Source organism: Mesorhizobium sp. U510, from assembly GCF_059180695.1.
Window position 1 is genome coordinate 3,240,216 of sequence record NZ_CP180532.1, and the last position, 20,559, is coordinate 3,260,774.

At 63.2% G+C, this 20,559-nt stretch carries 18 protein-coding genes; 2 read left to right on the plus strand and 16 right to left on the minus strand.

From position 1 onward, the window contains the following. The first annotated feature begins 124 nt into the window (after nt 1-124). Nucleotides 125-1,474 (plus strand): LLM class flavin-dependent oxidoreductase, encoded by a 1,350-nt coding sequence (locus ACLGL5_RS17110; protein WP_069091627.1) that lies wholly within the window; start codon nt 125-127, stop codon nt 1,472-1,474. 72 nt (nt 1,475-1,546) lie between these two features. Here ACLGL5_RS17110 and ACLGL5_RS17115 read toward each other — a convergent pair whose 3' ends face one another. The 16 genes from ACLGL5_RS17115 to ACLGL5_RS17190 form a co-directional block, all read right to left on the minus strand. After that, nucleotides 1,547-3,256 carry a trimethylamine N-oxide permease gene (locus ACLGL5_RS17115; protein ID WP_069091628.1) on the minus strand — a complete coding sequence of 570 codons (1,710 nt, stop codon included), beginning with the start codon at nt 3,254-3,256 and terminating at the stop codon, nt 1,547-1,549. 248 nt (nt 3,257-3,504) lie between these two features. Then, nucleotides 3,505-5,874, minus strand: coding sequence for a trimethylamine N-oxide demethylase (locus tag ACLGL5_RS17120; RefSeq protein ID WP_069091629.1), 2,370 nt, complete (start codon nt 5,872-5,874; stop codon nt 3,505-3,507). A 267-nt stretch (nt 5,875-6,141) separates the two neighbouring features. Beyond that, nucleotides 6,142-6,768, minus strand: a complete 627-nt coding sequence (locus ACLGL5_RS17125; RefSeq protein WP_027046593.1) for a sarcosine oxidase subunit gamma — start codon at nt 6,766-6,768, stop codon at nt 6,142-6,144. Further along, the gene (locus ACLGL5_RS17130) at nt 6,761-9,742 is read right to left on the minus strand and encodes a sarcosine oxidase subunit alpha (protein WP_019856853.1); all 2,982 of its coding nucleotides are present in this window, start codon (nt 9,740-9,742) and stop codon (nt 6,761-6,763) included. Before ACLGL5_RS17130 ends, ACLGL5_RS17125 begins: the two co-directional genes overlap by 8 nt. Continuing rightward, entirely contained in the window at nt 9,742-10,017 is a 276-nt protein-coding gene (locus tag ACLGL5_RS17135) for a sarcosine oxidase subunit delta family protein (protein ID WP_019856854.1), read from the minus strand. Before ACLGL5_RS17135 ends, ACLGL5_RS17130 begins: the two co-directional genes overlap by 1 nt. 16 nt (nt 10,018-10,033) lie before the next feature. Continuing rightward, entirely contained in the window at nt 10,034-11,287 is a 1,254-nt protein-coding gene (locus ACLGL5_RS17140) for a sarcosine oxidase subunit beta family protein (protein ID WP_038645276.1), read from the minus strand. A 93-nt stretch (nt 11,288-11,380) separates the two neighbouring features. Next, nucleotides 11,381-12,688 (minus strand): type III glutamate--ammonia ligase, encoded by a 1,308-nt coding sequence (gene glnT / locus ACLGL5_RS17145; protein ID WP_019856856.1) that lies wholly within the window; start codon nt 12,686-12,688, stop codon nt 11,381-11,383. 34 nt (nt 12,689-12,722) lie between these two features. Then, nucleotides 12,723-14,051, minus strand: a complete 1,329-nt coding sequence (locus tag ACLGL5_RS17150) for an FMN-binding glutamate synthase family protein (RefSeq protein ID WP_019856857.1) — start codon at nt 14,049-14,051, stop codon at nt 12,723-12,725. Nucleotides 14,052-14,057: 6 nt separating this feature from the next. Beyond that, a complete protein-coding gene (locus ACLGL5_RS17155; RefSeq protein ID WP_019856858.1) occupies nt 14,058-14,789 on the minus strand; it encodes a GltB/FmdC/FwdC-like GXGXG domain-containing protein in 732 nt (243 codons plus the stop codon). A gap of 4 nt (nt 14,790-14,793) precedes the next feature. Then, nucleotides 14,794-15,690, minus strand: a complete 897-nt coding sequence (locus ACLGL5_RS17160) for a class II glutamine amidotransferase (protein ID WP_019856859.1) — start codon at nt 15,688-15,690, stop codon at nt 14,794-14,796. Nucleotides 15,691-15,775: 85 nt separating this feature from the next. Continuing rightward, nucleotides 15,776-16,105 carry a hypothetical protein gene (locus ACLGL5_RS17165; protein WP_019856860.1) on the minus strand — a complete coding sequence of 110 codons (330 nt, stop codon included), beginning with the start codon at nt 16,103-16,105 and terminating at the stop codon, nt 15,776-15,778. Beyond that, complete coding sequence (locus ACLGL5_RS17170; RefSeq protein WP_064983215.1) at nt 16,102-16,791, minus strand: hypothetical protein; 690 nt, start codon at nt 16,789-16,791, stop codon at nt 16,102-16,104. The genes ACLGL5_RS17165 and ACLGL5_RS17170 overlap by 4 nt, the downstream gene beginning before the upstream one ends. A 44-nt stretch (nt 16,792-16,835) precedes the next feature. Further along, the gene (locus ACLGL5_RS17175) at nt 16,836-18,233 is read right to left on the minus strand and encodes an APC family permease (RefSeq protein ID WP_019856862.1); all 1,398 of its coding nucleotides are present in this window, start codon (nt 18,231-18,233) and stop codon (nt 16,836-16,838) included. 13 nt (nt 18,234-18,246) lie between these two features. Further along, nucleotides 18,247-18,408: a hypothetical protein gene (locus tag ACLGL5_RS17180; protein ID WP_019856863.1), complete on the minus strand. Its 162-nt coding sequence runs from the start codon at nt 18,406-18,408 to the stop codon at nt 18,247-18,249. 32 nt (nt 18,409-18,440) lie between these two features. Then, a complete protein-coding gene (locus ACLGL5_RS17185; protein ID WP_019856864.1) occupies nt 18,441-18,818 on the minus strand; it encodes a hypothetical protein in 378 nt (125 codons plus the stop codon). A 12-nt stretch (nt 18,819-18,830) separates the two neighbouring features. After that, complete coding sequence (locus ACLGL5_RS17190) at nt 18,831-19,118, minus strand: hypothetical protein (protein WP_027046594.1); 288 nt, start codon at nt 19,116-19,118, stop codon at nt 18,831-18,833. Between the two features lie 287 nt (nt 19,119-19,405). Between ACLGL5_RS17190 and ACLGL5_RS17195 the strand changes: the two genes are divergently transcribed. Next, entirely contained in the window at nt 19,406-20,539 is a 1,134-nt protein-coding gene (locus ACLGL5_RS17195; protein WP_038645279.1) for an aminomethyl transferase family protein, read from the plus strand. Nucleotides 20,540-20,559: the final 20 nt, after the last annotated feature.

A 20,559-nucleotide genomic window follows, 5' to 3' on the forward strand; every position in this document is an offset into this window, starting at 1 on the left:
GCGCCGATGAAAATGCTCCCCGCTGCCGATTCTGCAAAACAGAATTCCTTCCCAGGGCCGCAAAGCGGTTCCATCCTGCGCGACACCGGAGCGGCAACGCTCGTCCTCATCAGGGTGTCTTTCCATGACAGAAAAACGGCAATTGCGGCTTGGCGCCTTCATGCGCCCGGTCAGCTTGCACACCGGCGCCTGGCGCTATCCCGGCGCCTATCCCGACGCCAACTTCAACTTCGCGCATCTGAAGCGCTTCGCCCAGACGCTGGAAGCCGCGAAGTTCGACGCCTTCTTCATGGCCGACCATCTGGCCGTGCTCAACATGCCGATCGAGACGCTGCGCCGCAGCCACACCGTCACCTCGTTCGAGCCGTTCACGCTGCTGTCGGCGCTGGCCGCCGTCACCGATCATATCGGTCTCGTTGCCACCGCGTCGACGACCTTCGACGCGCCCTATCACATTGCGCGCCGTTTCGCGTCGCTCGACCATATCAGCGGCGGCCGTGCCGGCTGGAACATCGTCACCACGTCCAACCCGGATGCGGCGCTCAATTTCGGGCTGGACGAACATGTCGAGCATGACGAGCGCTATCACCGGGCGCGGGAATTCTACGATGTCGTGACCGGCCTGTGGGACAGTTTTGCCGACGACGCCTTCATCCGCGATGCCCAAAGCGGGCTCTATTTCGATCCCGCCAAACTGCATGTGCTGGACCACAAGGGCGAGCACATCTCGGTGCGCGGGCCGCTCAACATTGCGCGGCCGGTACAAGGCTGGCCGGTCATCGTTCAGGCTGGTGCCTCGGAAGCCGGGCGGCAGCTGGCGGCCGAGACGGCGGAGGTGATTTTCGCCGCCCATGGCGATCTTACCGCCGGGCAGCGCTTCTATGCCGACGTCAAGGGCAGGGCACAGAAACTCGGCCGCTCCCGCGACGACATCAAGATCCTGCCTGGCGCTTTCGTCATCGTCGGCGACAGTGTCGAGGACGCGCGGGCCAAGCGGGCGAAGCTCGACAGCCTGGTCTATTACGAGAGCGGCATTGCCTCGCTATCGATCGCGCTTGGGCATGATGCGTCGGCTTTTGATCCTGACGCCGCTTTGCCTGAAATACCGGAGACCAATGCCTCGAAGAGCAGCCGCGAGCGCGTCATCGAGCTTGCCCGGAACGAAAACCTGACGGTGCGCCAGCTTGCCCAGCGGCTGGGTGGCTATTCCGGCCTCGCCTTCGTCGGCACGCCGCAAACCATTGCCGACGAGATGGAGGAATGGCTGGTCACCGAGGGATCGGACGGCTTCAACATCATGTTTCCCTATTTGCCCGCCGGGCTCGACGATTTCGTCGAGAAGGTGGTGCCCGAGCTGCAGCGGCGCGGCATCTTCAGGCGGCAATATGAGGGATCGACGCTGCGCGAGAATCTCGGCCTGAAGCGGCCGCCCAACGGGTTCTTCGAGAAGACGACGATCCGCAAGGCTGGTTGATGTGAGGTCTCGGCTTGAGACCAAAAAAATAGGGCGCGCCGAAGCGCGCCCTATGTCTGATAAATCGGCCTGTCAGATGACGAATATCCAGTTGGCGATCAGCATCACCGCCACGCCGGCGATCAGCGTCAGATAGGGCAGCATGCCCGCTTTCTTCACTGCGAGGTCCGCTCCCGTCATGCCGAGATCGGCCAGCATGTGGTCGGGGAACTTGCCCTTGTCCTGGATGTAGTGGCGGAAGCAGAACACCGGGATGATCAGCGCCGCCGTGATCAGCCCAGCCCACAGCGCCATCGGGTTCCACACCTTGGCGCCGGCACCCATGAAGACGGCGTTGACGTAGGCGAAGATCGCTCCGATCCCGAGAAGCCAGGTCGGCGCTTTCCACGGCCGTGCGATATGGCCGTTATCGATGCGATGGATCCAGCCGGCATTGAGGTTGAGGAAGTTGAAGATGATGTAGCCGCAATTCGACACGGCGAGGATGAAGAAGAAGCTCGTCGCGTCGGCCGAGGCGATGGCCAGCACGATCAGGTTGAAGCAGAGGTCGGTCCACATCGCCCGTGTCGGGGCGCCATGTTCGTTGACGTGGCTGAGATAGCGCGGCAGCCAGCCATCGACCGAGCCCTGATAGAGCGTGCGCGAGGAGCCGGCCATCGCCGTCATGATGCACAGGACCAGCGCCAGGATCATCAGCATCACCAAGAGGCTGTGGATGATCTTGCCGCCGCCGACCATGCCGGCCAGTGCATCCGCCACGCCGGAGCCGTCGACGATCGGTGTCGCCAGCATGCCGTTCAAGCCGAGCACGCCCTGGAAGGTGAAGGGCACCAGGATGAACAGAAGCATGCAGAGCAGGCCGGAATAGAAGATGGCCTTGAACGTGTCGGTGCCGGGGTTCTTAAACTCGGAGGTGTAGCAGACGGCGGTCTCGAAACCGTAGGTCGACCAGGCGGCGATGAACATGCCGCCGAGCACCAGCGTCCAGCCGGCGATGTTCCAGGTGCCCGGGTCCGGCGCATAGGCGGCGGCCAGCGGCACCAGCGGCGAGAAGTTGGCCCAGTTGATCTGTCCGGTGAAGATTGGCACGACGCCGACGATCAGCATCGGGATGATGACCAGCAGGCCGATATATTTCTGCACATTGGCCGTGCCGAGGATGCCGCGATGCTGGATCGAGAAGATGATCAGCATCAGCACCGCGCCGATGAAGAAGGTCGCGTTGAGCGTGAAGGAAACCGGACCCAGCGTGTGGCTGTACAGCGTCCAGTTGCGGATCGCCGGTGTCGCGGCCGCGGTCACCGCGGTGATGGCGTCGGCGGGCGCCGTTCCGGCATGCGCCGCTATATAGGCGACGACATCAGGCGAGGTCTCGGTGAACAGCGGCACCGGCGCCAGCGCATTGAGGATATAGGCTGCGGCGATCGAGCAGCCGAGCGACAGCACCGGCGACCAGGCGAACCAGTTGCACCACACCGACAGCGGCGCGATGAACTTGGAGTAGCGCAGCCAGGCGGTGGCGCCGTAGATAGAGGCGCCGCCCGACTTGTTCGGGAACAGGCCGGCGATCTCGGCATAGGTGAAGGATTGCAGGAAGCCCATGATCATGGACACCGTCCAGATCAGGAAGGCCAGTGTCCCCGTCGTGCCGGCGATGCCGCCGATCGAAAACAGGACCAGCGCCGGAACGCCGCTCGCCACCCAGAAGGCGCCGCGCCAGTCGATATGCCTGAGCAGCTTGCTTTCGGCAGGCTGCTCGAGGGCCGTGCTTATGGTGCTCATGTCAGTGACTTCCCCTTTTCCAGTGTTCCCCGCCAGCGATGCCTCGACTTTGCGAAGCTTGCTGCCCGGCAAATGACGACTCCGGTGTTTCCACTCAGTCGTATTTTTTTCTTAGGAGTGAAGATTGATCCGGCGCGCTTTCACGTCAAGCGTTTTGTGACGCCGTGCACATCACGCTTGCGCGCGTACGCAACAATACGTCTCGCGGCACCGCCGGCGCGCGGTTTTGCCTGTCCGGAAGGCAGCAGTCACGAGCGAGGTCTGGTCTTCTGCGGATCGTAATGGGCGAAGGCGACGACGCGCGCCGGCAGCCGCTTGGCATGGCCGTCGAGCTTGCCGATCTCGACTTCGGTACCAACAGCCGCATGGGTGACGTCGAGCCTGGCCAGCGCAATGTTCTTGTTCAGCACCGGCGAGCGCATGCCCGAGGTGACGACGCCGATCTGGGCACGTCCGACATGCACACAATCGCCATGGCCGACCGCGACATTGCTGTCGATGTCGAGCCCGACCAGTTTGTTCTGCGGGTTCTCCTTGCGTCGGATCAGCGCGTCGCGGCCGATGAAATCGTCGGTCTTGCTCTTCAGCGGCACGGTGAAGCCGATGCCGGCCTCGAACGGATCGGTCTGGTCGGAAAATTCATAACCGGCGAAGATCAGCCCGGCCTCGATGCGCACCATGTCGAGCGCCTGCAGCCCCATCGGCTTCAGCCCGTGCGGCTGGCCGGCTTCCCAGATGGCGTCGAACACTTTTTCGGCGTCGCGCGGATGGCACCAGATCTCATAGCCGAGCTCGCCGGTATAGCCGGTGCGCGAGACGACGATCGGAATGCCGTTGCCGCCGCCGATGCGGGCGACCGCGAAGCGGAACCATTCGAGCTCATCGATCGACGGCTGCAGCGGCGAAGTCCAGATCACTTCTCTAAGGATATCGCGGCTCTTTGGACCCTGTACGGCGACATTGTGCATCTGGTCGGTCGACGACCGCACCAGCACGTTGAGGCCGAGCTTTGTCGCCGTTTCGCGCAGCCATTCGCCGGACAGATCGTCGCCGCCAACCCAGCGGAAATTGTCCTTGCCGAGCCTGAGCAGCGTGCCGTCATCGATCATGCCGCCATGCTCGTAGCACATGGCGGAGTAGACGACCTGGCCGACGCCAAGTTTTTTCACGTCGCGGGTCAGCGTGTATTGCAGCAGCGCTTCGGAATCCGGGCCGGTGACCTCGAATTTTCTGAGCGGCGACAGGTCCATGATCACGGCGTCCTGCCGACAGGCCCAGTACTCGGCGATGGCGCCTTCCCTAGCGAAGGAATTGGCCAGCCAGTAGCCCCTGTATTCCGAGAAATTGCGGGTGTGCTTGGCAAAGCTCGAATGAAAGGATGTCTCGCGGGTCATTTTCGGTTCCGAATCGGGCGTCATGCGTCTGGCGATCGCTCGCGAGAATTTGTGCTGGCCGGAATAGGTCCGCACATGGATGTCGGTGAGATCCCAGCCATTGGCCGGCGTCGTGTCGTCGGGACAGGCGGAGGAGACGCAGATGATGTCGGTCAGCGCCCTGAGCAGCACATAGTCGCCCGGCCGCGACCATGGCTCGTCGGAAACCATCACGCCATGCGCATCGATCGCCGTGTTGAAGAAGAAGTTGATCGCCATCCAGCCGGCGCGGGGGTTCACACCTTTGTCCGACAGGGCGCTGTTGAAATTCTCCGAGCAGTTGGTGTGGCCGGGATAGCCGATATCGTCGTAATATTTGGCGGCACACGCCAGTGCGAAGGCATCATGCCGGCCGCAAGTGTCCTGCACCACCTCGACCAGCGGCTCCATGTCCTGGTCGTAATATTTGGAATGCAGGCCGGGCATCGGATAGCTCGACCCCATCAGCGTGCGGGTCGTCGTCACATCGAGCGGATGGTCGAGGCCCTTGTCCAGCTTGCGCGCCGAGAAGCACTGGAAATCGGTGCATTGGCGCCCGTCGACATCGATGATCTGCAAATAGTCGCCGGCCTTGACGAAGTAGGATTCCGCCGTTGCCGAATGGACGCGCAGATCGAGCACCGGATCGGCGAGGGGATTGGCCAACTGCGATTTTGTTTTCAGGCGGATCGTGGCGCGGCGCACGATGACGGTGAGCGGTGTCGCCGTATCATGGCCGTCGACCAGCATCGGCCCGCCGGGCGCAGCGATGATTATAGAGCCGTCGCGCGTGACGGTGAAACTCTGTTCCGTACCGGCGGGTGTTGTGCTGCCGAACACGCGCAGCGCCTTTGCCTGATCGAGCACCACCTGCCGGCGCGCCAGTCCGCGGCGCAGGGACGCGAGGCTGTCATCGCCCTCGGCGAGGAGCGCCTTGATACCCGCGGCATTGCTGTTGGATTTCTCGCCAAAGATGCCGGGATCGGTGATGCCTGTGGTGTCCCAGGCCAGCAACTCGCAGGCCTGGCCGCCTTCGGCATTGCGCACCGTGATCGTGTCGCCGGCTTCGACCTCGATCAGTACCGCGCCATTGCCTTGGATCGTGTAGCGTTCCAGGCCCGGCGGCAGCGCGATCTGGCCGGGCCTCAGGATGAGGCTCGGGCGCGGCGGTCCGGCTGTGATTGTTGGGTAGGGCGACTGGCTCATCTCAGCCTTGCGGTTCGAGAAACAAGTTTGCCTGTGTGTGAAATTATTTTAGCAGCAAGAATAGCAGCGCGATTGCGTTTGGCAAGGCGAAGGGCGCATCTTCCCTTCTCCCCTTGTGGGAGAAGGTGGATCGGCGCGCAGTGCCGAGACGGTTGAGGGGTGCGTGACGGAGTGCCGTCATTGCCAAGCTGGAACACCCCTCATCCGACCGAGCTTCGCTCGGCCACCTTCTCCCACAAGGGGAGAAGGGAGGAGCGCGCACGAGCGCTACGCCAAATCTTCTGAATGCCCGACAACCACGCCATACTCAGCAGCCGAATCCAGCATCGTGTGCCATAGGCTTTCGGCGAAAGTCGCGAACACCAGCACGTTGAACACAGCCTGCCCATCTGCCTGATCATTTCCGCGCCACAGCGTGACACTGGTGTGATCCATCGACGTGGCCGCCGCCGCACCGACAGCAAACACACTGGGATGCAGATCGATAGACGACATCTTGGCCAACATCGCTCGCGCCTTGGCGCCGGAGACGGCGATCAGCACCCGCGCATGCGATTGGTCGGACAGTGAAGCCGATCCAGCACGGAGAGGAGCGAGCGCCGCCATCGCGTGCTTGCGTCCCTTCGACAGAATGAAAAACTGATCCGGTCCCGACCAGATCAGCGTGGCATCAGCCGTGCCGACCGCCTTCGGCGTTTCTGGAGCGGCAACACCAAAGCGACCTTTGGCGGCCTTGGCCAGCTCCGCCGTCTTGCCGCGCCGCGCCATCACCTGGACGAGGTCGAAATTGCGGATCTCGGTCAGCGTCACGCCGGCATCGCCATGCGCGCCATACCGCCCCACCGCGAGCACGCGATCGAGCGGACTGCGAACGTCCCAGGAAAACTCAGCCACGCTGGCGCCCTCCATCCGGATCGTAGAAAACGGGATTGCAGAGCTCGACGTCATAGTCCTCGCCGCGTATCGGGTCATGCGCATGGACGATCTCGCCGATGCGCTCGCGTCCGCGCTCGACAAGCGCGAGCCCGATCCACTGGTCTGATGTCGGCGAGAAGCAGACCGAGGTGACATAGCCCTGGTCGTTGCCTGGTCCGGGCGTCTGCCCCTTCGGGATGATGTGCGCGCCCGAGCGCAGCCGGCGCGCTCTGTCCGTCGGCTTGATGCCGACCACGACCTGCCGGTCGGGCGCGGCCAGCGCCTCGCGGCCGGCCATGACGCGGCCGATGAAGTCCTTCTTGGTCGACATCATCTTGCCTAGGCCGAGATCGGCGGCCGTTGTCGTGCCGCTCAGTTCCGGTCCGGCGATGTGACCCTTTTCAATGCGCATCACGCCGAGCGCCTCGGTGCCGTAAGGCGTGACGCCGAACGGTTTGCCGGCCAGCATCAGATTGCGCGCCATCGCCTCGCCGTAGCGTGCCGGAACGGAAATCTCGAACGCCATCTCGCCGGAGAAGGAGATGCGGAACAGCCTTGCCTTGATGCCGCCGCGCAAGGCGACTTCGCGCGCGCCCATGAACGGAAAGCCTTCATTGGACAGGTCCTCCGTCGGGTCGACGATCTCCTTCAGCAGGTCGCGGGTCTTCGGGCCGGCAATGGAAAACTGCGCCCACTGGTCGGAGACGGAGGTCAGCTGCACGTCGAGCTCGGGAAACAGCACCTGCCGGCAGAATTCGAGATGCTGCATCACCAGCCCGGCCTTGGCCGTGGTGGTGGTCATGAAATAATGATCCTCGGCCAACCGTGAGGTCGTGCCGTCATCATAGACGATGCCGTCTTCCCGCAGCATCAGCCCATAGCGCGCCTTGCCGACCGCGAGGTTGGAGAAGGTGTTGATGTAGACGCGGTCGAGGAAGGCGCCGGCATCCGGGCCAAGCACGTCGATCTTGCCGAGTGTCGAGACATCGCAGAAACCGACGCCGCTTCGCACCGCCTTGACCTCGCGCGTCACCGATTCCAGCCAGTCCTTCTCGCCGGCGCGGGGGTACCACTGCGCCCGCTTCCAGAGTCCTGTGTCAACGAAAACAGCACCCTGTTCGGCGGCCCAGTGATGCGACGGCGTCAGCCGCGTCGCATGAAAGGTCTCGTCGCGATGATGGCCGGCAAAGGCGCCGATGGCGACCGGCACGTAAGGCGGCCGGTAGATGGTGGTGCCGGTCTCAGGAATGGACTTGCCGGTCACCGCAGCCATGATGGCGAGGCCGGCGACGTTGGACGTCTTGCCCTGGTCGGTCGCCATGCCGAGCGTGGTGTAGCGCTTCAGATGCTCGACCGATTCAAAACCCTCGCGCTGCGCCAGTTCGATGTCGGAGGCGGTGACATCGTGCTGGTAGTCGACGAAGGCCTTGCCCTTGCCGGTGACGTGCCAGAGCGGCGTCAGCGAAAAGGCTTCGTCGTCGGCGACAGGCGCGGTGCCTGCCTTGCCATTGTGTCCGGCATCGTGCGCCGCGCCCGCGCCGGCGGCAAACCCTTGGGCGAGGCAGACGCCAAGTCCGAAATCGCCGTTGGCGGCGCCCGCCGCGACCATGCCGGGAGGCGCGCCGTCGGGCACGAAGGCGGCGATGTCGTCGCGCCATTTCGGCCGGCCGCGATGATAGGAGGTGAGCCCGACCGCCGGGTTCCAGCCGCCGGAAACCGCCAGCCCGTCGGCCTCGACTTCGGCGCGTGCGCCGCCGGTCAGCGACACCGCGATCTTTTTGACGCCGTCCTTGCCGCCATCGACGCCGGTCACGGAGCCGTGCAGCACCGGGAAGCCACCCTTGGAGGCGAGCGAGCGATGTGCGGGCGACACGTCAGGCCGCGCGTCGATCACCGCCGCGATTTGCAATCCCGCGCCGAGTGCTGTCTCGACCGTGCGCCAGCCATCCTCATTGTTGGTGAACAGCCCGATGCGCTTTGCAGGAGCGGCGGCATAGCGTCCGACATAGGTTCGCATTGCCGAAGCCATCATCACGCCGGGGGTGTCGTTGCCGGCAAAGACGATCGGTCGCTCGAGGGCGCCGGCCGCGACCACGCAGCGCTTGGCCACGATGCGCCACATCCGCTGGCGCACCTGATGTTCGGGTGGCGAGGGCAGGTGGTCGTTGACCCGCTCCAGCGCGCCATAGGTGCCGCCGTCATAGACGCCGAACAGCGTCGTGCGGGTCATGATGCGGACATCGGGCATTGCCGCCAGTTCGGCCAGCGTCCGCGACAGCCATTCGGCGGCCGGCAGGCCATCGATCGTGCCGCCATCCGACAGCAGGCGGCCGCCGAACGCAAAATCCTCTTCGCACAGGATGACGCGGGCGCCGCTGCGGCCGGCGGCCAACGCCGCCGCCAGACCGGCCGGACCGGACCCGGCGATCAGCACATCGCAATGCGCCCAGGCCTTGTCGTAGTGGTCGGGATCGGCGACGCCCGCAGCGCGGCCGAGGCCGGCGGCGCGGCGGATCGCCGGCTCATAGATGGCTTCCCAGAACTTCGCCGGCCACATGAAGGTCTTGTAGTAGAAGCCGGCGACGAAGATCGGCGCGAACAGCTGGTTCACCGACATCACGTCGAAGCGCAGCGACGGCCAGCGATTCTGGCTGGCGGCCTCGAGCCCCTCATAGAGTTCGGCCGTCGTCGCCTTGGTGTTCGGCTCGCGCCGTGCGCCGGTGCGCAGTTCGACCAGCGCGTTGGGTTCTTCCGAGCCTGCTGTCAGGATGCCGCGCGGCCGATGATATTTGAACGATCGGCCGACCAGCTTGACGCCATTGGCAACCAGCGCCGATGCTAACGTGTCGCCCTGGAAGCCGGAAAAGCTCTTGCCGTCGAAGCGGAAGTTCAGCGGCGCCGAGCGGTCGATTAGGCCGCCCTTGTCGAGCCGGTTTGTCTGCGCGCCGGCCATCACGCGCCGACCTTCGCCGCACCGGCGCCCGCAGCCGGCTCGACCACAGAAATCTCATGCGTCAGCGTGTTGCGGGTGACCTTCAGCCATGCCCGGCAGCCGCCGCCGTGATACCAGTTCTCGCTCATCACGCCGGCGACATTGTCGCGCAGATAGACATAGTCGTAGACCGCTTCCTCACCGGCATCCGCCGCCGGCCGCACCGGTTTGGCGTCGCCGAGATAGGTGAACTCGCCGAGTTCGCGTTCGCCGCAGAAGGGACAGACAATGCGCATGATTTTCCGGCCGTCCTCAGTGCAGGTTCGGTTGGGCGCCCTGGCCCTTTTCGTCGATCATGGCGCCAGTCCGGAACCGGTCGAGGCGGAACCGTGCAGCCTCTTCATGCGGCGTGTCGCGGGCCAGAAGATGGGCAAAGACGAAGCCTGAGCCGGGCGTCGCCTTGAAGCCGCCATAGCACCAGCCGGCGTTGAGATAGAGGCCTTCAACTGGCGTCTTGTCGATGATCGGCGAGCCGTCCATCGACATGTCCATGATGCCGCCCCACTGGCGCAAAAGCCGCACGCGCCCGATCATCGGCATCAGCGCCATGCCGCCCTCGCAGACATCCTCCATCACAGGCAGATTGCCGCGCTGGGCGTAGGAATTGTAGCCGTCAATGTCGCCGCCGAAGACAAGGCCGCCCTTATCCGACTGGCTGACATAGAAATGGCCGGCGCCGAAGGTCATGACGTTGGGGATCAGCGGCTTGATCGCCTCGGAGACGAAGGCCTGCAGCACGTGGCTTTCGATCGGCAGGCGCAGGCCCGCCATATCAGCGACGCGCGACGAGGAGCCGGCGACCGCCATGCCGACCTTGCCGGCGCCGATCCTGCCGCGCGAGGTCTCCACGCCGCTCACCTTGCCGTTGGCATCCCTGACAAAGCCGGTCACCTCGCAATTCTGGATGATGTCGACGCCGAGTTCGCTCGCCGCATGGGCATAGCCCCAGACCACGGCATCGTGCCGCGCCGTGCCGCCGCGCCGCTGCAACAGCCCGCCTTGCACGGGGAAACGCGCATTGTCGAAGTTCAGGAACGGCATCATCTTCTTGACCGCCGCGAGGTCGAGCAGTTCGGCGTCGATGCCGTTAATGCGCATGGTGTTGCCTCGCCGCGCATAGGCGTCGCGCTGCGCGTCGGAATGGTAGAGGTTGATGACGCCGCGCTGGCTGACCATCGCATTGTAGTTGAGGTCTTGCTCCATCCGCTCCCACAGCTTCATCGACAATTCGTAGAAGCCGGTATTGCCGGGCAGGCCGTAATTGGAGCGGATGATTGTGGTGTTGCGGCCGGCATTGCCGGAGCCGATCCAGCCTTTTTCCAGCACCGCGACATTCCTGATGCCGTACTCGCTGGCCAGGAACCAGGCGGTGGCCAGGCCATGGCCGCCACCGCCGATGATCACCACGTCGTAGCGATCTTTCGGCGTGGCGTCGCGCCAGGTGCGCTGCCAGTTCTTGTGGCCGGACAAGGCGGCGCGGGCGAGCGAGAAGATCGAGTATTTCATCAGTTCATTCCGAGATCGCTCGCACCGGCAGGGAATTTTCTTGACGCATCGGATTTGCCCGAAAACCGTGTGACACTTTTCGGTCCGATGCGCCTAGATATCCAGCGTGTGGTCGCGCTCCCATTGCGTGAAGTGCGAAGCATAGGAATTCCATTCCTGGTGCTTCAGCTTTAGGTATGCCGACGAGAATTCCTCACCCAGCGCCGCCTTGAGTGATTTGTCCTTGTCGAACTCGCGCAGTGCGTCGAGCAGGTTGAGTGGCAGTTTCGGCGCGCCCTTCACCGTGTGGCCGTGCTGGTACATGTCGATGTCGTAGCGCTTGCCGGGATCGGCCTTGGAGCGGATGCCGTCGAGGCCGGCGGCAATGATCACGGCCTGCAAGAGATAGGGGTTTGCCGCACCATCGGGCAGGCGCAGCTCGAAGCGGCCGGGGCCCGGCACGCGCACCATGTGGGTGCGGTTGTTGCCGGTCCACGTCACCGTGTTCGGCGCCCAGGTCGCGCCGGAAATCGTGCGCGGGGCATTGATGCGCTTGTAGGAATTGACCGTCGGGTTGGTGATCGCGGCGAGTGCGGAGGCATGCTTCATGATGCCGCCGAGGAAGTGCTTGCCCTTGGCCGATAGGCCGAGCTCCATCGAATTGTCGGCGAAGACATTGGTCTTGCCCGCCTTGTCCCACACCGAGATGTGGGCATGGCAGCCATTGCCGGTCAGGCCCTGGAAGGGTTTGGGCATGAAGGTGGCCCGCAGGCCGTGCTTCTCGGCCACCGACTTGACCATGAATTTGAAGAAGGAGTGCTTGTCGGCGGTGGCGAGCACGTCGTCGAAGGCCCAGTTCATCTCGAACTGGCCGTTGGCGTCCTCATGGTCGTTCTGGTAGGGGCCCCAGCCGAGTTCCAGCATGTGGTCGCAGATCTCGGCGATGACGTCGTAGCGGCGCATCACCGCCTGCTGGTCGTAGCAGGGCTTCGAGGCCGTGTCGTATTGGTCTGATATAACGCTGCCGTCCGGCGAGATAAGGAAGAACTCGGCCTCGACGCCGGTCTTGACATGCATGCCGTCGCCGGCCGCCTCCGCGATCAGCCGCCGCAATGTGTTGCGCGGCGTCTGGTCGACCTCCTTGTCGTCCATGATGCAGTTGGCGGCGACCCAGGCCACTTCCTTTTTCCATGGCAACTGGATGACCGAGTCCGGATCCGGCACCGCGAGCATGTCGGGATGCGCCGGCGTCAGGTCGAGCCAGGTGGCGAAGCCGGCAAAGCCGGCGCCATCCTTCTGCATGTCTGATATCGCCTGCGCCGGCACCAGCTTGGCGCGCTGGCCACCGAACAGGTCGGTGTATGAAATCATGAAATATTTGACGCCGTTCTTTTTGGCGAAAGCGGCGAGATCGTTCCCCATTATAGTTCCTCGCTTATGGTATTTGGATGCTGTTTTAGAAGCCGTTCTTCCCCGGTATCCAGTTGGTGCCGGCGAGCGGCACGCCGGCCATGGCGGCTGCCTCGATCGTCAGGGCGACGAGATCCTCGGGTTCGAGATTGTGCAGGCTGTTCTTGCCGCAGGCCCGCGCAATCGTCTGCGCCTCAAGCGTCATCACCTTGAGGTAGTTGGCGAGCCGCCGTCCAGCAGCGATCGGATCGACCCGCTTCATCAGCTCCGGGTCCTGTGTGGTGATGCCGGCGGGATCGCGGCCTTCATGCCAGTCATCATAGGCGCCGGCCGTGGTGCCGAGTTCGTTGTACTCCGCCTCCCAGCGGGGATCGTTGTCGCCGAGCGCGACGAGAGCAGCCGTGCCGATCGAGACCGCATCGACGCCGAGTGCAAGCGCCTTGGCGACATCGGCGCCGTTGCGGATGCCGCCGGAGACGATCAGCTGCACCTTGCGGTGCATGCCGAGATCCTGCAGCGCCTGCACCGCGGGCCTTATGCAGGCGAGCGTCGGCTGGCCGACATTCTCGATGAACACTTCCTGCGTTGCCGCCGTGCCGCCCTGCATGCCGTCGACGACGACGACATCGGCGCCGGCCTTCACCGCAAGCGCGGTATCGTAATAGGGGCGGGCGCCGCCGACCTTGACGTAGATCGGCTTCTCCCAGTCGGTGATTTCGCGCAGTTCGAGGATCTTGATCTCGAGATCGTCCGGGCCGGTCCAGTCGGGATGGCGCGAGGCCGAGCGCTGGTCGATGCCCTTGGGCAGGGTGCGCATTTCGGCGACGCGGTCGGAAATCTTCTGGCCGAGCAGCATGCCGCCGCCGCCGGGCTTGGCGCCCTGGCCGACAACCACCTCGATCGCATCGGCGCGGCGCAGGTCGCGCAAATTCATGCCATAGCGTGACGGCAGATATTGATAGACCAGTTGCTTGGAATGGCCGCGCTCTTCCTCGGTCATGCCGCCGTCGCCCGTGGTGGTCGAGGTGCCCGCCAGGGTCGCGCCGCGTCCGAGCGCTTCCTTGGCCGGGCCGGAGAGCGAACCAAAGCTCATGCCGGCAATGGTGATCGGTATCTTCAACTCGATCGGCTTCTTGGCATGGCGCGAGCCGAGCACGACTGATGTGTCGCAGCGCTCGCGATAGCCTTCGAGCGGATAGCGCGAGATTGAGGCGCCGAGGAACAGCAGGTCGTCGAAATGCGGCAGCTTGCGCTTGGCGCCGGCGCCCCGGATGTCATAGATGCCGGTCGCCGCGGCACGGCGGATTTCGGAAAGCGTGTAGTCGTCGAAGGTCGCGGATTTGCGCGGCGTCGTCGGCGGGTTGCGATAGGTCATGCTGCCTCAATACGCGTCGGCGTTGTCGATATTGAAATTGTAGAGGGTGCGCGCCGAGCCGTAGCGCTTGAACTCCGATGGCTTGACGCCGGTGACGCCGGCGCGGTCGAGCAGCCCCTGAAGCAGTTCCAGGTGTTCGGCCCGCATCTCCTTGGCGATGCAGTCGGCGCCGAGGCTGTCGACCTTGCCGCGCACGAACAGCCGCGCCTCGTAGATGGAGTCGCCCAGCGCATCGCCGGCATCACCCAGCACCACCAGATTGCCGGACTGTGCCATGAAGGCCGACATGTGGCCGATATTACCGTGCACGACGATATCGATGCCTTTCATCGAGATGCCGCAGCGCGACGAGGCATTGCCCTCGATGACCAGCAGGCCGCCCTTGCCGGTGGCGCCGGCATATTGGCTGGCGTCGCCTTTCACGATGATCGAGCCCGACATCATATTCTCGCCGACGCCGGGTCCGGCCGAGCCGTGCACGGTGATGGTGCTGCCGGAATTCATACCGCCGCAGTAATAGCCGACGCTGCCGCGCACATCGATGGTGACGGGCTGGTCGACGCCGACGGCGACCGAATGGCTGCCCTTTGGATGCAGCACTTCCCACGCCGTTTCGTTGGAACCGGGCGTCAGATTGTGCAGCGCCTGGTTAAGCTCGCGCAGCGACGACACATCGAGATCGAAGATCCGGGAGGCCTGGTCGTGCGACGCCGCCTTTGAAAGTTTGGTTGCCGGCATGAACTCAATGCTCCCAGAAATAGACGGTTGCGGGTTCCGGTTCCCAGACCCTCGCATTGTCTATGCCGGGCAGTTTGGTCAGCGCGCGATATTCCGAGCCGAAGGCGACATACTGGTCGGTTTCGGCCATGACGGCGGGCTTGCAGGCGATCGGGTCGCGCACCACGCCAAAACCGTTCTTGGTGCCGACGACGAAGGTGAAGAAGCCGTCGAGGTCCGAAAGCGTGCCTTCCAGCGCTTCGCCGAGGTTCTTGCCATGCGCCATCTGCGAGGAGAGATAGGCGGCCGCGACCTCGGTATCGTTCTCGGTCTCGAATTTCATGCCCTCACGGATCAGCTCGCGGCGGACATTGTTGTGGTTGGAGAGCGAGCCATTGTGCACCAGGCACTGGTCGGCGCCGGTCGAGAAGGGATGCGCGCCCATCGTCGTCACCGCGGATTCCGTCGCCATGCGGGTGTGGCCGATACCATGCGTGCCGCTCATCTTGCGGACGTCGAAGCGATCGACAACCGCCTCCGGCAGTCCGACTTCCTTGTAGATCTCGACGACGTCGCCGGCGCCCATGATGCGGATGTCGGGGCGCAGCGCCTGGATCGCCTCGCGCGCTTCGTCGATCTTGGCAGGCGCGGTCCTGACAACGGCATGGGTCGACTTCACCGCAATGCTCACGGGCGCACCGATGGCCTTGGCAAGCTCGGTATCGAGGTCGCGAAAATCGCGCGCGGGCTTCGCCGACTGGATGGTGATCTTGGCCTCATTGCTGGAAGGCGCGCCATAGATGGCGATGCCTGCGCTGTCGGGCCCGCGGTCGCTGAGCGATACCAGCATCTCCGACAGCATCGCGCCGAGCTTCGGCTCCAGCGACTTGTCCTTTAAAAACAGTCCGACAATTCCACACATGTCAGCCTCCCGGCGTTTGTAGCTAGAAGATGATGTATCGGATGAGTCCCGCAAATTCAATCATATGAAAAAAATTTTCCTGTAGTTACGTATGTGGCGCAATGCCGCTTTGCGAATTATCACTGCCCTGCGCGGCATTGTGAACCCATTGGGCATGGCGGATACGGGCGAGCTTGTAGGCGTCCAAGATGGATAGCGCATAGATCAGCAAGCCGCCGGCGTGACGGCCGATGAAGCTGGCGTCGGGCGGCGCGATCTTGGCGGTCACCCAAGCCAGGATCACCATGAAGAAAAGGAACTGCAGCCCGCGCACCGGCACGCCCAGAATGACATGGCCGCTTGCCGGCAGCACGATTGACGCGCCGAGGACGAGATAAGGGCTCACCGGTGCCGGCTGCGTATTCAAACTGGTCATGCGGCTTGCCGTTCGCTTTGGTTGATGGCGTCGCGCAGTGCCGAGAGCGAGGTGAGCAGCCGCTCGATCAGCGCTGGATCGATCTGTGCCTCACCGAACGCGGCCTGCCGGAAAACGCCGTAGCGCGCCCGTTCGGCCTCGGCCAGCAGCCACACGATGCGCACGCCGTTTGGCGTGATCAGCAGTTCCTTGGCGCGCCCTTCCGAAAAGGGTTCCAGATGTTCGGCGATGATGCCTTGCGGGAAACGCGTGCCGCGGCGGTCGGTCCGCAGCACCGCCTCGGCCGGAAATCCCGGCGCCTTCGGCAGCGTATGCTGGAGGTGATCGAAATTGGAGAAGGTCGTCGGCGAGCCCGGCCGCATCATCATGTCGAACGTCGCTGGCACGGCTACCTTTTCGGTGATCGAAACGCTGAGCCAGCGCGCCGGGAGTTTTCGTGTCGCCAGCGTGTCGACGATGGTGCGCAACTGGACGCGCTGGCCGTTCCACGAGCCTTCCCAGGTGACGACACCGGCGGTGCCGTCCAAAACATCAGCGGCGTCGGCGACAATGGTGCGTATGCTGGCCTCCTCGGCGGCGAGTGCCGCCAATGCCCTGTTGCGGCTGCGCCGCGCCAGCCACGCAAGATGGAGGACGAGAGCCAGGACAATGACCCCGGCGAGCAGTGCTGATGTCACTTCGGACATTTGTCATGTCTGGCCCGCCAAGGATCGGGACGGGCCGTCTCCCATCAATAGCCCTGCGGTTTCGGCCACGGCATGGTGAACTGGTCGCCGCGCCGCACGAATTTGTAGCGGTAGAAATGGAACCACAGCGAGATCAGGAAATAGAAGATGGTCATCGCGATCAGCTGCGAGCCGAAACCGAGGAAGATGGCGAAGAAGGTCACCACGCAAAGGCAGAACAGCACGATCGCCGGCAGCGGATGGAACGGGTGCGTGTAGCCACGGCGGATCGTGCCGAGGGGCCACTTCTTGCGGAACATCATGATGTTGATGCTCATGAAGGTGTATTGCAGCACGCCCGACAGGATCGAGAAGGTGATCGCCTGGTTGAGGTCGGCAATGAAGGCGAAGGCAAGCGCGATCGGCAGCAGGAACAGGATCGAGCGGTAGGGCGTGCGGTATTTCGGATGCACCGCCGAGAACCAGCTCGGCAGATAGCGGTCGCGGCCGAGCGAGAACCATGCGCGCGCTGCATCGTTGATGCAGCCATTGGCGGAGGCCAGCGCCGCCAGCAGCGTTGCGATGAACAAGAGGTTTTCCAGCAGCGGGCTGCCGGTCAGCTTGCCGGCGTCCCACAAGGGATAATAGGTGATGCCGAGATATTCCCAGGGCATCAGCGAGGCGCAGACATACCAGGTCATGGCGGCGGCGATCAAAAGCGTGATCATGCCGGCCATCGTGCCGTAGGGCAGCGAGCGGGCCGGCGAACGCACTTCCTCGGCCGCCTGCGTGGTGCCTTCGATGCCGAGATAATACCAGATGCCGAACTGGAAGGCGGCGATGACGCCGATCCAGCCATAGGGCAGCGCATTGCCCGGCGTCACCAACTCGTTGAGCTTCAGCACCGCGCCTTGCGTCCACGGGCTGACCGAGAAGAACAGGATGACGATCGAGACATAGGCAATTGCGGTGATGACGAAGTTGACGTTGAGCGTCATCAGCACGCCGCGATAGTTGAGCCAGGCCAGCACGACGATGGTGGCGGCGATGAAGGAATTGTGCGTGAGCCCTTCGACGCCGGCCTTGGCGACGATGGTGTCGCCCAGCAGGATCGCGTCCGAGACTTCGAGCATCGTGTAGGCGAAGACCAGGAACAGCGCGACGTTGAAGGCCATCAGCGGCCCGACAATATGCTTGGCCTGCGCGTATTGGCCGCCGGCCGCGGCGACCGTCGACGTTACCTCGGAATCGATCATGGCGACCGAGGTATAGAGCAGCCCGACGATCCAGCAGACGATCAGCGCGGCGAGCGCGCCGCCCTTGTCGGCCGAAAAATTCCAGCCGGTGAATTCACCGACCAGAACGATGCCGACGCCGAGTGCCCAGACATGGGCCGGGCCGAGCACCCGCAGCAGTGAAACCCTGTCGCCGTGAATTGCCGGTTCAAGTACGGTCGTCGTCATTGTTCGTCCCCACTCAAATCCGGTGTTTCTCGGAAACGGCTTCAAGCTCGCCTTCGCGTGACGAGGTCAGAACGTCTTCGGAATAGGTCGTGTCGACCTTGAACCAGTCGTAGAGCATCCACAGCGCGAGCACGATCGAGATGCCCCAGCATGCGTAAGAGAGTGAAATCCACATGGTGCGTCCCCGATTGCTTGTCTTCGGAACTCTTACTTGTCGTCGAATTTTTCGTTGATGACGTCGCGATATTCGCGGTCGGAGGCTCGGAACAGGAAGACGAAATAACCGATCAGCACCGCCGCCATGATGATCAGCGTCGGCCAGTCGATGACATAGTGGAACCGGTTCTGGATGACGTCATGCGCCGTCTCGGGCGTGTAGCCGAGCTTCTCCCAGATGGCGGCCATGGTCGGGTTCTGGCCAAGCGCTTCCCAGGTCTTGGCATCGAGCGCGTCGATGGATTTGGCGGCTCCGGCAAGGCCGAGCTTCAGCGGCAGCCACAACGCCACGAAGATGGCGACCACAACGACGACGATATCGAAAACCTGGCCGGCCTTGCTCTGCTCCGGCGGCGTATAGCGCGACATTTCTTGTACCCCTCAGGACTGGCGGTTGCGGGATGCGTCGGCGTTCTTGATGTCGAGGCCGTAGATGAAGTCCTTGTCTTCCTTGTAGTGTTTGACCATCGCCAGGATCGCGGCCGTGTTGAAGATCAGCACGGCTGCAGCGGCGATCGCGACGACGGCCTTGATGCCGGCGTGCGGGATGTATGGCCACGTCATGAACAGGACGAAGAGGATCGTCGCCCACAGGCAGATGATCAGCAGCGCGGATCCGCGCAAATCGGAACGGTACAGCACCTCGATGCGCTGCTGCAGGTCTGACATCGGTTTTTCCCCTTTTTTCGACGCCCCGGTTCCGAATCCACCGCGCATCGCTCTCTTTCAAGAGAGTGAAATTTTTTTCATAAATTCAGGCCGTTTACCGCAATTGTCAAGACGAATTTACGCTGAGTTAACCGTTTGCTTGGGGTGATGAATTTTGCCTGACAATGAAATTATTTGCTTTCAGGGGATTGCGGCCCTCCCGCGTTTGCGGTCAATATTCAACCCAAAGCTCCGGCCTTCAAGCCAAGGAGCGGGGAACAGTGGATTTTTGAACGGAGGACGATCGGATGACGGCATCCTGGAGATTTTCGACCCTGGCGGATCGCCATCGCGCGCTGGGTTCGAAGCTCGAAGACTGGAGCGGCATGGGCACCGCCTGGACCTACGACAAGGATGCTGACGAAGAGTACATCGCCATCCGCACCAAGGCCGGGCTGATGGATGTGTCGGGCCTGAAGAAGGTGCACATCACAGGGCCGCACGCCTCGCATCTCATCGATCTCGCAACCACCCGCGACGTCGAAAAGATCTATCCCGGCAAATCGGCCTATGCCTGCATGCTCAACGAGGCGGGAAAATTCACCGACGACTGCATCCTCTACCGCACCGGCCCGAACAGCTGGATGGTCGTGCATGGTTCGGGCACCGGCCATGAGGAATTGCAGCGCGCCGCGATGGGCCGCGATGTCTCGCTGCGCTTCGACGACAATCTGCACGATCTGTCGCTGCAGGGGCCGACCGCGGTCGACTATCTCGCCAAGCATGTGCCGGGTATTCGCGACCTCAACTATTTCCATCACATGCAGACGCAGCTGTTCGGTTTCCCCGTCATGATCTCACGCACCGGCTACACCGGAGAGCGCGGCTACGAAATCTTCTGCCGCGGCCAGGATGCCGGCACGATCTGGGACAGGATCCTCGACGAGGGCAAGAGCGTCGGCATCATTCCCTGCCGCTTCACCACGCTCGACATGCTGCGGGTCGAAAGCTACCTGCTGTTCTATCCCTACGACAATTCGCAAAAATATCCGTTCGAGAATGAAGGTCCTGGCGACACGCTGTGGGAACTCGGCCTCGACTTCACCGTCAGCCCCGGCAAGACCGGCTTCCGTGGGGCCGAGGAACATTACCGCCTGAAGGGCAAGGAGCGCTTCAAGATTTTTGGCGTGCTGCTCGACGGCAAGGAGCCGGCCGACGAGGGCGCGCCGGTCTATCGCGACGGCAAAAAGGTCGGCGTGGTGACCTGCGCCATGTATTCGCCGCTGGTCAAGAAATCGATGGGCATCGCCCGTCTCGACGTCGACTGCGCGGTCAAGGACACCGAGCTCGAAATCCGCAACAAGAGCGGATCGATCAAAGCGACGGCGCAGCCATTGCCGTTCGACGATCCCAAGAAGACCAAGCGCACGGCGAAAGGCTGAGGCATACTCAACAGCGAGAG

Excerpts from the sequence above, each read along its gene's own strand:
- ACLGL5_RS17110 (WP_069091627.1), top strand. The coding sequence starts at position 125 with ATGACAGAAAAACGGCAATTGCGGCTTGGCGCCTTCATGCGCCCGGTC.
- ACLGL5_RS17115 (WP_069091628.1), bottom strand. The coding sequence starts at position 3,256 with ATGAGCACCATAAGCACGGCCCTCGAGCAGCCTGCCGAAAGCAAGCTG.
- ACLGL5_RS17120 (WP_069091629.1), bottom strand. The coding sequence starts at position 5,874 with ATGAGCCAGTCGCCCTACCCAACAATCACAGCCGGACCGCCGCGCCCG.
- ACLGL5_RS17130 (WP_019856853.1), bottom strand. The coding sequence starts at position 9,742 with ATGGCCGGCGCGCAGACAAACCGGCTCGACAAGGGCGGCCTAATCGAC.
- ACLGL5_RS17135 (WP_019856854.1), bottom strand. The coding sequence starts at position 10,017 with ATGCGCATTGTCTGTCCCTTCTGCGGCGAACGCGAACTCGGCGAGTTC.
- ACLGL5_RS17140 (WP_038645276.1), bottom strand. The coding sequence starts at position 11,287 with ATGAAATACTCGATCTTCTCGCTCGCCCGCGCCGCCTTGTCCGGCCAC.
- glnT (WP_019856856.1), bottom strand. The coding sequence starts at position 12,688 with ATGGGGAACGATCTCGCCGCTTTCGCCAAAAAGAACGGCGTCAAATAT.
- ACLGL5_RS17150 (WP_019856857.1), bottom strand. The coding sequence starts at position 14,051 with ATGACCTATCGCAACCCGCCGACGACGCCGCGCAAATCCGCGACCTTC.
- ACLGL5_RS17155 (WP_019856858.1), bottom strand. The coding sequence starts at position 14,789 with ATGCCGGCAACCAAACTTTCAAAGGCGGCGTCGCACGACCAGGCCTCC.
- ACLGL5_RS17160 (WP_019856859.1), bottom strand. The coding sequence starts at position 15,690 with ATGTGTGGAATTGTCGGACTGTTTTTAAAGGACAAGTCGCTGGAGCCG.
- ACLGL5_RS17165 (WP_019856860.1), bottom strand. The coding sequence starts at position 16,105 with ATGACCAGTTTGAATACGCAGCCGGCACCGGTGAGCCCTTATCTCGTC.
- ACLGL5_RS17170 (WP_064983215.1), bottom strand. The coding sequence starts at position 16,791 with ATGTCCGAAGTGACATCAGCACTGCTCGCCGGGGTCATTGTCCTGGCT.
- ACLGL5_RS17175 (WP_019856862.1), bottom strand. The coding sequence starts at position 18,233 with ATGACGACGACCGTACTTGAACCGGCAATTCACGGCGACAGGGTTTCA.
- ACLGL5_RS17180 (WP_019856863.1), bottom strand. The coding sequence starts at position 18,408 with ATGTGGATTTCACTCTCTTACGCATGCTGGGGCATCTCGATCGTGCTC.
- ACLGL5_RS17185 (WP_019856864.1), bottom strand. The coding sequence starts at position 18,818 with ATGTCGCGCTATACGCCGCCGGAGCAGAGCAAGGCCGGCCAGGTTTTC.
- ACLGL5_RS17190 (WP_027046594.1), bottom strand. The coding sequence starts at position 19,118 with ATGTCAGACCTGCAGCAGCGCATCGAGGTGCTGTACCGTTCCGATTTG.
- ACLGL5_RS17195 (WP_038645279.1), top strand. The coding sequence starts at position 19,406 with ATGACGGCATCCTGGAGATTTTCGACCCTGGCGGATCGCCATCGCGCG.